This window comes from Flavobacterium sp. GW821-FHT11G01, from assembly GCF_058808175.1.
In genome coordinates, this window is sequence record NZ_JBXARK010000005.1 from 1 (window position 1) to 13,733 (window position 13,733).

A 13,733-nucleotide genomic window follows, 5' to 3' on the forward strand; every position below is an offset into this window, starting at 1 on the left:
AGGGTTCCTGCAGCAGAGGTTGATAAGGTTGATGTGCCGTCACAGTTGTTTGTAACACTTACAGTCGGTGCCGATGGGGCCGTTTTAGGCGCAGCGGTTCCGGATCCAGAAGTACTTGTACAACCGTTTACGCTCTGGGTAACGGTATAAGCTCCCGGTGTTGAAACCGTAATGGATGAAGTTGTTTCTCCCGTGCTCCACAACAGGGTTCCTGCAGCAGAGGTTGATAAGGTTGATGTGCCGTCACAGTTGTTTGTAACACTTACAGTCGGTGCTGAAGGTATGGTATTTACAGTTATTGTAGTAGGCGCTGAAGATGCACTTAAACAACCAGAAGCGTTTGTTACCTGAACACTATAGTTTCCTGAATTTGAAACTGTAATGGATTGAGTTGTTGCTCCATTCGACCATAAATATCCTATTGCGCTGGTTGAAGTTAAAACTACATTTCCACCTGTACAGAATGTTGTTGAACCTCCAGCAGAAATACTTGGTGTCGCAGGTGTAGGATTTACTGTCACTGCAACCAGGGTTCTTCCGCTCTCACAATTATTAAGTGTCTGACTTACATAATAGTTTCCTGATGATAAAGTTTCGTTTCCGTTAAAAAGCGTTCCGCCTGAACTTGCATTATACCATTTTTTAGTTGCACCTGAAATTAAAGTAACCGCCAGATCATTAATTGTTTTATTATCAATCGCACAAAATGTCTGAGCTGAAGATGTTGGAGCTGCTGTATTGTTTACCGTAACCGTTACAGCTGTTCTTTCACTTTCGCAACTATTTAAAATTTGGCTAACATAATAAGTTCCTGAAGATAATATCTCGGTTCCAGCATATGCTGTTCCCCCTGCACTGGCATTATACCACTTTTTAGTTGCTCCTGAGATTAAAGTAACCGCCAGATTATTAACTGTTTTATTATCAATCGCACAAAATGTCTGAGCTGAAGATGTTGGCGCAGAAGTGGTATTTACTGTTACTGCAACTGCAGTTCTTGTACTCTCGCCGCAAGCATTTGATTGGCTTACATAATAAGTTCCAGTTGCCAATAATTCAGTTCCGGTATATGCTGTACCGCCTGTTCCGTTATTATACCATTTTTTAGTAGAACCTGCATTTAATGTAACTGCTAAGTCATTAACTGTTTTGGCATCATTGATGCAAAATGTCTGAGATGAAGCAGTTGGTGCTCCAGGCACATTATTTATGGTAACCGCTACTGAAGTTCTTGCACTCTCTCCACAACTATTTACAGTTTGGCTCACATAATAAGTTGTGTTGGTTAAGGCTTGATTGCTTGGAAGAGCTGTACCTCCTGAAGAATTAGCATACCATTTTATGGTTGATCCTGACGGAGATAAATCACTTACTTTTTTATTATCAGCAGCACAAAATGCTTGAGCTGAAGCTGTTGGTGCTGATGATGTACTATTTATAGTTACTACTATTGGAGTTCTCCCACTTTCACAATTATTTGCTGCTGTCTGACTTGCATAATAATTATAGTTTCCAGCTGTAGTTGGTAAATTTTGATTGGTCGAAAGAGCCGTACCTCCAGTATTTGCACTATACCACTTTATACTACTTCCAATAGCCACTAAATCACCAACTTTTTTATTCTCAGAAGAACAAAATGTCTGATTAGAAGCGGTTGGTGTTGCCGGAGCAAAGGTTACCGTTATTGATGCAGAACTATTGCTTGCGCAACCTGAACTGTTTACAATTTTAAGAGAATAAGTACCTTCACTATTAATTGTAATAGTTCTGGTAGTTTGCCCTGTTGACCATAAATAGCTATTACCATTATAAAAAGCTGAATTTTCAGTCGCTCTTAAATTTATACCTCCCGCACTTGTACATGTTGCTGACGTCCCTGCACTAATATAAATTGTTGGTGTATTAGGTTGTGCATTAACTGTTACCACAACTGGTTTAATAAACTCGCATCCATCAGCTGAAAGTGCTTTTATATAATACGTTCCTGCACCTGCAGTAGTTGGTGTCGCGTAAGATGCGGTTGCTGCCGCATTTGTCCAATATGAAAGAGTCAAATTTGTAGTGCTTCCTGCTGTAACAGCCGAAGCTGTTAAATCAACCGTAGAAGGTGAACAAACTGCAGCAGGATTTGTAACAACAAGATTTGAAGACTTTGGATTTACCGCTGCACTAGCCGAATTATTTGCCGTATTTATATCTATCGAAGCTGGCAATGACGCCGTATTTGTATAATTTCCAGATGATTTTACAGTTGCAGTAATTTTTAATGTTACTGATGTTTGAGCATCTACATCACCAATACTCCAAGTTCCTGCTGAAGAATCATAAATACCAATTGATGGTGTTGAGCTTACATACGTATATCCGGAAGGGAGTAAATCATTTACTGAAACTCCAGATACATTATTACCTCCTAAGTTGCTGACCTTAACAGTAAATTCTACGTTAGATCCTATACAAGGCGAAGCATTATCAACTGTTTTTGTAATTCCAAGATCTGTACATAAAGTAACACTAACTGGTTTTGATTGAGTTTGAGCTCCACACGCCAAAGTTGATGATACCGAATAATTACCTGTTTTAGTTGCTGTATAAGTTGAAGAATTTGCTCCACTAATAGCTGTTCCATTAAAATACCATTGATATGGAGCAAAATTTGCAGGAGTTGTAAGTTCTGCTGTATTGTTAGTACATCCTCCGCCAGAAATATACGTTAAAGTTGGATCTTCTGGTTGAGCAGCAAAATTCGAGAAAAATCCTGCCATTGAAAATCCTCCTCCTTGCTGTACAATTGATACCGTCATTTTAGTATCACTTGAAATAGAAAGAACATTTGGACTTCCTATTTGAGTATCTTCAAAATTTATTAAATACCAGCCTGTTGTTCCTAATTGATGACGAGCTGCAATACCACTCACCGTTTCAATATTTGTCCCATTAACCATTACCGCATCAGTAGCGCTTCTTAAAAGAATATATCCGAAGTAAGGCAATGTTCCAGTACCATAATTTCTAAATTTTGCAGTTTCTATAAAATTAGATCCTCCACATTCAGACACTGGAGCAATTGTAGATATATCAACTTCACAAGACTGCGCTGTTCCTGAATATACCACAATTTTTTTATCTGCAGAAACTCGTGATGCAGAAAAAGGTGTCGCTAAAATACCATTATTAAAAGTATGAAAACTTCCTGCAGTTGCTAATAGTACATTTGCTGTTCCTGTCAAAGCACCGGTGGTTGAATAAGTATTTATTACTAAATTGGTATTATCTTTTGTTGCAACTACTGTGGTTTTCTCTGCAGTATCATTTCCCTTTCCTCTTTCAATAAAATACTCAGTACCTAAAACTGATTCTGGAGGAATTTGATTATAAGCACTATCACCACAGCCATCAGGCGTATCAATCGCTGCAGATGTATTCATTACAGCGAGACTCGAAGACTCTACTAAAGTTCCAATTGCCGCCTTAAACAAATAACTTTGACCGGCATTTAAAGTAGTCCTAACTGCATTATTTATTTTTATTGTAGTATTATCAACTGTAGCCATGATACTGTAAATCGGGCTTTGCTCACCAAATCCACCAAAATTCCCTAAAGAGCCATCTCTGTAATAACCTACTCTAAATCGTACGCCAAGGCCAGCATCACCAAAACTTGTCAATGCGGCATTTCCCTTAAGATAGGCATCATTATTTTCTCCTGAATTATCATCAGAGGCAACATTTCGCATGTTTACAGACGTAGGTCCAGTACTTGTAACAATCAATCCCGCCCCACTAAGTACCGTGTTTAATGCATACATAGGGAGATCTCTTGCTAAGAGTGTAAATCTGTAAATTGCTGGAGTTCCTTTTACCGCTGTTAAAGTTGTCTCTACAACACCATTACTTTTTGCTAGCGTAATAGTAACTGGTGTTACTGAATTTGTTGCAATAACAATTTCATTTGATTTGCTAAAATACTGCCATGGTGCCGGTGCTATATAATGTTTCGTATAGAACTGAGCCGAAGCATTGTAAGTTCCCAGAAATAAAAATGCAATAAGAAAGTTTAGCCTAAAAAAATTAGACCAATTAAAAGTAAAGTTACGCATACGCAAGCGGGATTTGAGGAATACAAATATTATAAGCTAGAAAATCAGACTTGGTTTTCAGCATATTGGACAGATACGAAAAAATGTAGGGATTGGATTTTAAATAAAAAAGAAAATCTTTTTTCAGATTTTCATTAAAATTAAAATACGTTTGAACCTTAACAGGTTCAAGACATAAAAATTGTCTCATAGGTTATTAGGTAGTTTTTGGTGTCGCGAAAGTATATAAACACCTAATAACTAGCTACATTAGTCGATAAACTACCTATAAAAACGTTGAATAACACTTTTATTCGACTAAATTTAACTTTAAGAGTCAACAAAATTAATCATTTAACAATAAAACAGATGAATTTTCTTAAATTATTACCAATAACTCATAATTTACAAAGATTTAAAAGAAAAACATCAAAATATCTTACAAAATAAACAATGTAAAATTGTATCGAAGTTTTTAACATTTGTTTGCTTTTTTTATTCTTCGAATCACATTGATTTTACTTTTTACAAATCTATTTTACAATATAATATTTTACTTTAAGCCATTTTTATCAAGGAAGAAAAATGTTGTATTTCTTAACTTATTCTATTGTTAGATATATTTCAAAAAAAAACAAAAATTACTGATTATCAATAATTTAAAGTAAAAACTAATACTATTACAAATCAATAAATTTTTACAGAAAATTTGAAATCATATTTTATTTATAGAAAATTGAGACAAATATTGTGGGCATTTCTATAAGAGAAGCTTTATAATAAATTTATTGCTAATAATAACTTGAAAATTAAATTTAAAATACAATATGAAACAAATCATGATCTAATGTGTCATTGGTCGATAATTATTATCGACAAACTGCTTCAAGTGTATTTTATTTCTTACAGTTAGAAAAAAGCACACGTATCAAACTAAAATAGAGGTTCTTACAAAAAATGTATCTTGTTTTTAGAGAAATTTTAAAAATAAAATAAGGCAATAATTAGTTCAAATTTTAAACTATATCCTTACTATTTATTCTAAAAAGGTAATATTTCTTTTCAGGCCATCAAACTTTGTGCGTTTGATTGGAGAATTTTTAAAGACTTTTTTAAAAGTTTCTTCCGTTATTTCAATCCAATCTTTTTTTGAAAAAGAAAGTAATTCGGGATTAGGATTAAATAATGGTTCTGAATGTGGCTTTGAAAAACGATTCCATGGACAAACATCCTGACAAGTATCGCAACCAAACATCCATTCATCAAATTTTCCTTTCATTTCGTAAGGAATATTCTCTTTTAGTTCAATTGTATAATAGGAAATACATTTGCTTCCATCTACAACATAGGGAGAGACTATTGCCTCAGTTGGACAAGCATCAATACAAGCAGTACAGGAGCCGCAGTGATCAGTAGTGGCATGATCATATTCTAAATCTAAATCAAGAATAAGTTCTGCAATAAAATAAAATGAGCCTACTTTTTGAGTTAGCAGATTACTGTTTTTACCAATCCATCCTAATCCACTTTTCGCAGCCCAAGCTTTATCTAAAACCGGTGCAGAATCAACAAAAGCACGACCTGAAACATCACCTATATTTTCCTGAATTGAATGTAGAAACTCTTTTAATTTCTCTTTTATGACAAAATGATAATCCTGACCATAGGCATATTTAGAAATTTTGAAACTTTCATTATTTTGAGTTTCTGAAGGATAGTAGTTTAATAAAAGTGAAACGACACTTTTGGCATCATCAACCAATAATGTAGGATCTAATCTCTTATCAAAATGGTTTTCCATATAAGTCATTTGGCCATTTTGATTATTTTTTAGCCATTTTTCAAGTCTGGGCGCTTCTAGCTCAAGAAATCCAGCTTTGGATATACCACAAGAAAGAAAACCAAGTCGTTTCGCTTCAGATTTTATAAATTTTGAATATGTTTCTTTAGAATTAATTATCATCTTTTTGAGAATAAAACTTCAACTCCCACAGGTTTCAATGTTATTAAAGGATTGAGTTTAATATCCAAATTAACAGATTTAATTGTATATTTTTTTACAACATGAGAAATGGTCAAACACATCTCATAAATAGCAAATCCAGCTCCAATACACATCCTCGGTCCCGCTCCAAAAGGATAAAAATACTGCATTGACTGTTTCTTCTGTTCTCCCAAAAATCTTTCAGGTATAAATTCATTTGGATTTTCCCAATATTTAGGATTTCTATGCAATTCATAAAAAGAAACTCCAATTAAAGTTCCTTTTTTTAAATTGTATGAGCCAATAGTATCATCTTCGACGTTTTGTCTGTCAGTAATCCATGCTGGAGGATACAAACGCATAGCTTCATTTAAAACTGCATTTGTATAAGTCATTCTTTGCAGTTGCTCAACTACATTTTCAGTTTGTGATTCAATTTCAATAATCTCATCAAAAACCTTCTGTTGTATTTCCGGGTTTCTACCTAAGAGATAAATCGTAAAAGTTAATGCATTTGCAGTTGTCTCATGGCCGGCAATAAAAAGAACTTTAATTTCATCTATTAATTGCTTCACAGACATTCCTTCACCTGTATCTTCATAACGTGTTTCTAAAAGCATATTAAGCAAATCGTTGATTTCTTCCTTTGAAGAAATTCTATCTTCAATAATTTCCCTAATAATAGAATTATTCTCTCCCGCTAATTCAAGATGTTTTTTCACTTGTCCACTAACAGAGAACCACCATGCTTTATGAGGAAGTCTTATTTCTTTAATTAAAAAATTCTGAACTTCTTCTATAATAACTTTTATACGATTTAACTTTTCTTCAGAAATAGAAAGTTCAAATAAAGATTTTGCGACAACATTAAAAGCTAACTGACTCATTACTGGAAAAAGATCAATTGCTTTGTCTTCTACTAAAACATCTAATTCTGAAATTATTGTCTGATCCATATTTTCAACCAACTGATTCATCTTTTGCTTATGAAATGCAGGCTGAATAAGTCTTCTTTGCTTCAACCAAAAATCACCATCAACAGTTAAAAGACCTTTTCCTAAATACTTAGAAAGATAAACAGACTGGAACTTCGATTTATGATAATTTTTCTGGTTTTTTTGTAAAATATGTTGGACAATTTCATTATCTCTGGACAAAATCAAATGCTTTGACACCCCTATTTTAAGAGAAAAAGAATCTCCAAATTTATCAAAGTACTTTTTATGAAAAGGAATCGGATTTCTACGCACTCCCTCTGCATCCAAAAAGAATCTAAAAATGGAAAGTTTGTTCGGATAATTATATTTTTTATTTTCAGACATGGAAAAAATATTAAAATAATCCGCCCTGAATATTGGTATTTATTTTTCCTAAATGTTTATAAGCTTTATCTGTAACTTCACGTCCACGAGGAGTACGCATAATAAATCCTTCCTGAATTAAAAAAGGTTCATACACTTCCTCAATCGTTTCACTACTCTCAGAAACTGCTGTAGCCAATGTTGAAAGTCCAACAGGGCCACCCTTAAATTTGTTTATAATGGTTAGCAGAATCTTATTATCCATCTCATCAAGTCCATGTGCGTCAACATGAAGAGCATTCAACGCATACTTCGCTATCTCAATATCAATAGTACCATTCCCTTTAATTTGGGCAAAATCTCTAACCCTACGCAATAAAGCATTTGCAATACGTGGCGTACCACGACTTCTTCCAGCAATCTCAATTGCAGCTTCAAGATCAATTGGCATTTTTAATATTGATGAACTTCTTTCAACAATTGTTGTCAAAAGTTCCGTAGTATAATATTGTAAGCGAGATGAAATTCCAAAACGAGCACGCATAGGAGCCGTTAACAAACCAGAACGCGTAGTAGCACCAATTAAGGTAAAAGGATTCAAATTAATTTGAACAGTTCTGGCATTTGGTCCAGACTCGATCATGATATCAATTTTGAAATCTTCCATTGCCGAATATAGATATTCTTCCACGATCGGACTTAGACGATGAATTTCGTCAATGAACAAAACATCTCTTTCATCAAGATTTGTAAGCAATCCAGCCAAATCACCAGGTTTGTCTAAAACTGGCCCGGAAGTAATTTTAATACCAACTTCAAGTTCATTTGCCAGAATATTAGCCAAAGTGGTCTTTCCTAAACCAGGAGGGCCATGAAAAAGTGTATGATCAAGCGCTTCACCACGTTGATTGGCTGCTGCAACAAAGACTTTTAAATTTTCTAAAACTTGGTCTTGTCCGGCAAAATCATCAAATGACAGCGGACGTAATCTCTTTTCAAGATCTAACTCTTCTGGGTTGTATCCTTTTGTGGTAGGATCTAGGTTTTCATTCATTTTACAAAGATATGCAAAGAAATCAGTTTGTAAAATACATAAATTCTAAATAAAAAATTCTAATTACAATTACTGAAGAATATCAGATTTATAAATATAAAAAATTATCATTGCTTCCTTTTTTATCAAAGCAAAAAAAAAGACTGTCATTTAAGACAGTCTTTTTAAATATTTTTAGTGGTGTAAAACTTCTTCACCTTCTTTCATCGGTACATTTTGAGGAACAAAATCTACATCATGATTTGGGTTACTATAGTCATACGGCCAACGATATACATGAGGAATTTCACCTGGCCAGTTACCGTGAATATGTTCTACTGGAGTTGTCCACTCTAATGTTGTAGATTTCCATGGATTTTGAACAGCTTTCTTACCGTAGAAAATACTACTAAAGAAATTGTATAAAAATACTAATTGAAACGCACCACCTACAAGAGCAAATGTTGTAATTAAAACATTCACATTTTGCAAATCATCAAATAATGGAAAGTTTGTATTTGTATAATAACGTCTTGGTAAACCAGCTAGTCCAATAAAGTGCATTGGGAAGAATACCCCATAAGCACAAACTGCCGTTACCCAAAAGTGAATATAGCCTAAATTTTTATTCAACATTCTTCCATACATTTTAGGGAACCAGTGGTAGATACCAGCAAACATTCCGTAAAGTGCAGAGATACCCATTACTAAGTGAAAGTGAGCAATTACAAAATAAGTATCGTGAACATTAATATCTAAAGTACTATCTCCTAAAATAATTCCAGTTAAACCTCCAGTGATGAAAGTAGAAACCATTCCAATTGAAAATAACATTGCAGGGTTAAATTGTAAGTTACCTTTCCATAAAGTTGTAATCCAGTTAAACGCTTTTACCGCAGATGGAATTGCAATCAATAAAGTTGTAAAAGTAAATACTGATCCTAAGAAAGGATTCATCCCAGAGATAAACATATGGTGCCCCCATACAATAGTTGACAAAAATGCAATTGCAAGAACTGACATAATCATCGCTCTATATCCGAAGATTGGTTTACGAGAGTTCGTAGCCATAATTTCAGAAACAAGACCCATTGCTGGTAAGATTACAATATAAACCTCAGGGTGCCCTAAGAACCAGAATAAGTGTTCAAACAATACTGGAGAACCACCTTGGTAGTGTAAAACCTCTCCTGCAATATAGATATCAGATAAGAAGAATGAAGTACCAAAACTTCTATCAAAAATCAATAATAACGCAGCTGATAATAATACTGGAAACGAAATAACACCAATTATAGCCGTTACAAAAAATGTCCAGATTGTAAGTGGAAGTCTTGTCATAGACATTCCTTTAGTTCTTAAGTTAATTACAGTAACGATGTAATTTAAAGATCCCATTAAAGAAGATGCAATAAAGATAGCCATTGAAACTAACCATAAGGTCATACCTGTTCCAGATCCTGGAATTGCCTGTGGCAATGCACTTAATGGTGGATAAATTGTCCATCCTGCAGAAGCTGGTCCAGCCTCAACAAATAATGAACTTAACATTATTACAGCAGATAAGAAAAACAACCAGTATGAAATCATATTCATAAATCCAGAAGCCATATCTCGAGCACCAATTTGAAGCGGAATAAGTAAATTACTAAAGGTACCACTTAAACCCGCAGTCAGTACAAAGAATACCATTATGGTACCGTGAATTGTAACTAAAGCTAAATAAATATCATTTGCCATTACACCATCAGGTGCAAATTTATCCCCTAATAAAACATTAAATATTTTGAAAGACTCTTCTGGCCATGCTAATTGCATTCTGAAAAGCAAAGACATTGCAATACCAATTATACCCATAATAATACCGGTAATTAAATATTGCTTAGCAATCATTTTGTGATCAATACTAAAGATATATTTAGTAATGAACGTGTCTTTATGATGATGTTCGTGCTCGTGATCGTGTCCGTGATCGTGACCGTGCGCTTCTGCTGACATATATGTGTACTTTAAATTTTCTTAATAAATATTATCTCATAGCAACTTTAGCTACAACCGCTTTTACAGTATCAATAACTGCTTTAACAGTATCTTTAGCAGTACTATCTGTAGTAGGCTCAACTCCTTCAGCTGGTTTTTCAGCAGCTGCTGCCGCTTTAATATCCTGAGCTAAACTTGTTTTTTCACTTAACCATTTTTTATAATCTTCCGGAGTATCAACAACCACCTTCATTTGCATGTTATAGTGAGAAGCTCCACAAATTTTATTACATAATAATAAATAATCAAATGTATAAGGATCTAAAGCTGTACCACCTTTAGCAACTAACTCAGCGCTTTTTTCAGCTCTTAGTTTGTTGATATTTGCCACTTTTTCAACCATAAATGGTAACTCTCTGTATTCAGAAGTTGTGTAAGTTGGAATAAAAGCAAATTCAGTAACCATTCCAGGAACACAGTTCATCTGGGCTCTAAAGTGAGGCATATAAGCTGAGTGTAATACGTCTTGAGAACGCATTTTGAAATGTATTTTTTTGCCTTTAGGGATATGTAATTCTGAAACAACAATATCATCCTGAGAATTAGGGTCAGACATATCAACACCTAAAGTATTCACACCTTCGATTAAACGAACATTAGCTTTTCCTAAAACATTATCCTGTCCTGCATATCTGGCAGTCCATTTAAATTGTTGAGCATATAACTCAATTTCAATTACATCTTCATCTTTGTCAACAAACATAATGTTGTTCCATGCATACAATCCGTAAAGAATTAAACAAGCTAAAACTACAGATGGAATAATACTCCAAATTGCCTCTAATTTATTGCTATCAGCAAAGAATAATGCTTTCTTATCTTTATTTCCTCTATTTTTAAAAGAAAACCAGTATAATAAACCTTGGGTAATAAATTGAACTACAAAAATTAAAACCCAAGTAATATCCATTAAATTATCTACTAAAAGTCCATGCTCAGAGGCAGGAGTATGAAGTGCTAAACCACCCCATTTCAGTAAACCGTAAATCGTGAAGATATAAATGAAAGCTAAAAAGCCAAACATAATATATCCCTGAATATTATTATCATTATCTGATGCAACCTGAGAATCGTCCGAAGATGATCCTACTTGAGTAAGATCAAATATCTTGGTCAATTGCCATAATGCAACTGCTAATAAAACTAAAACTATAATTACCAACAAACTTGTCATCTGTTTACTTCTTTAAATATTAATAATGAAAATGTTTACTTTCTTCGATGAAAGGATTTCTTTTTGCTAACAGAGGCGCTTTCGTTAATGCAGTAAATACAACAAAAATAAATAAACCTAAGAAGAAAAGAATAGACGCAATTTCAGGAACTCCAATAAACCATCTATCTCCAACTGTACCAGGCATAATCATATTAAAGAAATCAACATAATGACCCAATAAAATAACTGTACCTGCCATTACAATAACCCAGCTAAGACGCTTAAAGTCAGTATTGATTAATATTAATAATGGAAACACAAAGTTCATAACTACAGCACCAAAGAATGGTAAATTGTATAGTTGAATTCTTGTTACGAAATAAGTAACCTCTTCCGGAATGTTAGCATACCAGATCAACATGAATTGAGAGAACCATAAATAAGTCCAGAAAACACTAATACCAAACATAAATTTAGCTAAGTCGTGAATGTGGCTTGTATTTACATATTCTAAATATCCTTTAGATTTTAAATATATTGTAACTAATGCAATAGCAGTAATACCGCTTACAAAGAAAGAAGCAAAAACATACCATCCAAATAAAGTACTGAACCAATGTGGATCAAATGACATAATCCAATCCCAAGACATAATAGACTCAGATACGATAAAGAATACTAAGAATCCAGCAGATAACTTAAAGTTCTTTTTGTAGTTTAAATCATCATTAGCTTCGTCCTGAGCTAAACAATTTTTTCTTGAGTAGTGGCGATATAAGTTCCATCCTAATAAAAATATTCCTGCTCTAACAATCCAGAAAGGAAAGTTTAAATAACCAGCTTTACCAGCTATGATCGCATCATAATTAGGACTCTTAGGATCCGTAACACCCTCACCTAGCCATACAAAAATGTGATTAAAATGCAATCCACATAAAACTAAAATGATAAAGAAAATTACAGAAGCTACAGGTAAGTAAGCTGTAATTCCTTGCATAACTCTAAACAATACCGGAGACCAACCAGCCTGAGCAACTTGTTGAATAGCATAGAATGCTAAAACTCCCATAGAAAGCAATAAAAAGAAAATACAGGCTACATATAAAGCAGACCAAGGTTTATTTTGTAATTGATGTAAAACGTGTTCTGCATGTGCTTTAGGATCATGCTCATGAGAAGCTTCTGAATGTTTATCCGCTTTTACTTCATGTGCAACTTTAGTTGTAGTTGCAGTCGCTTCTTCAGCTTTTACTTCATGAGTAATTTCTTCTTTAGCAACAAGAGAATCTTTACTTACAGCCTCTTCAACATTAGCATCTTTAGCTTCTTCATGATGAACTGCTTCAACTGTTTCTACATGTTGCGTTGCTTCAGCTTTTTCTTCATGATGTGCTACAGCGGCCTCACCATGTCCTCCACCGTGTTCTGATGCTTCTTTTGCCAGAAGAGTTTCTACCTCTTCAATATTTTTAGGAGCAGTTAAAAAACCATATCCAATTCCTAATATACCAAGAGCCATTAGGATGATAGAAAAAGTTTTTAATTTACTTGAAAATGTATACATATCTATTACGATCAGTTTGTTCAACAATTATAATTGGCTTTTTAGTTTTAGAACATAGTCAGCAACTAACCAACGTTCGTGGGCACTTAATTGATTTGCATGTGAACCCATTGCATTTAAACCATAAGTTTCAACGTGAAAGATACTTCCTTCAGTAATTACTCTGTCTTTATAGCTAGGTACTCCAAGAAATTTTTCTCTTTCAACCAATTTACCTTTACCGTTTCCAGCTGCACCATGACAACTAATACAGTAAATTTCGAAAAGTTCTTTTCCTTTTCCAGAATTTCTATCTGCTTCACTTAAAGGTGATTTTAAATTAGCTTTAGCCAATTCGTAACCAGCAGTTGAATTTTCATACTCATAAGGCTCAAAACCTCTATTAATAGTTCCTTTTACAGGAAGCTGTCCTTCTTTTCCACCTTTAAATATCTTTGCTTCTGAGTAAGTTTCATAACCTACAGACTCATACATATTAGGGAAGTACTGATAGTTTGGTGCCGAATTATTGTGGCAAGATGAAACTAAAATAGTTATACCAACTAAAAGTGTTATTTTATATATCCTTTTCATAGC

Annotated in this window: 8 protein-coding genes; all 8 read right to left on the minus strand. The window is 33.9% G+C overall.

Annotated elements, in window-relative coordinates:
• A partial coding sequence (locus tag AC1RRN_RS10725; RefSeq protein ID WP_492967302.1) for an Ig-like domain-containing protein occupies nucleotides 1-4,100 on the minus strand: 4,100 nt, incomplete at its 3' end.
• A 1,015-nt stretch (nucleotides 4,101-5,115) separates the two neighbouring features.
• Nucleotides 5,116-6,042 carry a tRNA epoxyqueuosine(34) reductase QueG gene (gene queG, locus AC1RRN_RS10730; protein ID WP_492967303.1) on the minus strand — a complete coding sequence of 309 codons (927 nt, stop codon included), beginning with the start codon at nucleotides 6,040-6,042 and terminating at the stop codon, nucleotides 5,116-5,118.
• Nucleotides 6,039-7,385, minus strand: coding sequence for a cytochrome P450 (locus tag AC1RRN_RS10735; protein ID WP_492967304.1), 1,347 nt, complete (start codon nucleotides 7,383-7,385; stop codon nucleotides 6,039-6,041). Before AC1RRN_RS10735 ends, queG begins: the two co-directional genes overlap by 4 nt.
• Nucleotides 7,386-7,395: 10 nt before the next feature.
• Entirely contained in the window at nucleotides 7,396-8,418 is a 1,023-nt protein-coding gene (gene ruvB, locus AC1RRN_RS10740) for a Holliday junction branch migration DNA helicase RuvB (RefSeq protein WP_492967306.1), read from the minus strand.
• A 174-nt stretch (nucleotides 8,419-8,592) separates the two neighbouring features.
• Nucleotides 8,593-10,395 (minus strand): cytochrome c oxidase subunit I, encoded by a 1,803-nt coding sequence (locus AC1RRN_RS10745; RefSeq protein WP_099710744.1) that lies wholly within the window; start codon nucleotides 10,393-10,395, stop codon nucleotides 8,593-8,595.
• A gap of 31 nt (nucleotides 10,396-10,426) precedes the next feature.
• The gene (locus AC1RRN_RS10750; protein WP_492967307.1) at nucleotides 10,427-11,611 is read right to left on the minus strand and encodes a cytochrome c oxidase subunit II; all 1,185 of its coding nucleotides are present in this window, start codon (nucleotides 11,609-11,611) and stop codon (nucleotides 10,427-10,429) included.
• 19 nt (nucleotides 11,612-11,630) lie between these two features.
• Entirely contained in the window at nucleotides 11,631-13,157 is a 1,527-nt protein-coding gene (locus AC1RRN_RS10755; RefSeq protein WP_492967308.1) for a quinol:cytochrome C oxidoreductase, read from the minus strand.
• Nucleotides 13,158-13,184: 27 nt separating this feature from the next.
• Entirely contained in the window at nucleotides 13,185-13,730 is a 546-nt protein-coding gene (locus tag AC1RRN_RS10760) for a c-type cytochrome (protein ID WP_492967309.1), read from the minus strand.
• Between the last annotated feature and the right edge of the window lie 3 nt (nucleotides 13,731-13,733).

Coding starts and splice junctions, on each gene's coding strand:
- queG (WP_492967303.1), bottom strand. CDS start 6,042: ATGATAATTAATTCTAAAGAAACATATTCAAAATTTATAAAATCTGAA.
- AC1RRN_RS10735 (WP_492967304.1), bottom strand. CDS start 7,385: ATGTCTGAAAATAAAAAATATAATTATCCGAACAAACTTTCCATTTTT.
- ruvB (WP_492967306.1), bottom strand. CDS start 8,418: ATGAATGAAAACCTAGATCCTACCACAAAAGGATACAACCCAGAAGAG.
- AC1RRN_RS10745 (WP_099710744.1), bottom strand. CDS start 10,395: ATGTCAGCAGAAGCGCACGGTCACGATCACGGACACGATCACGAGCAC.
- AC1RRN_RS10750 (WP_492967307.1), bottom strand. CDS start 11,611: ATGACAAGTTTGTTGGTAATTATAGTTTTAGTTTTATTAGCAGTTGCA.
- AC1RRN_RS10755 (WP_492967308.1), bottom strand. CDS start 13,157: ATGTATACATTTTCAAGTAAATTAAAAACTTTTTCTATCATCCTAATG.
- AC1RRN_RS10760 (WP_492967309.1), bottom strand. CDS start 13,730: ATGAAAAGGATATATAAAATAACACTTTTAGTTGGTATAACTATTTTA.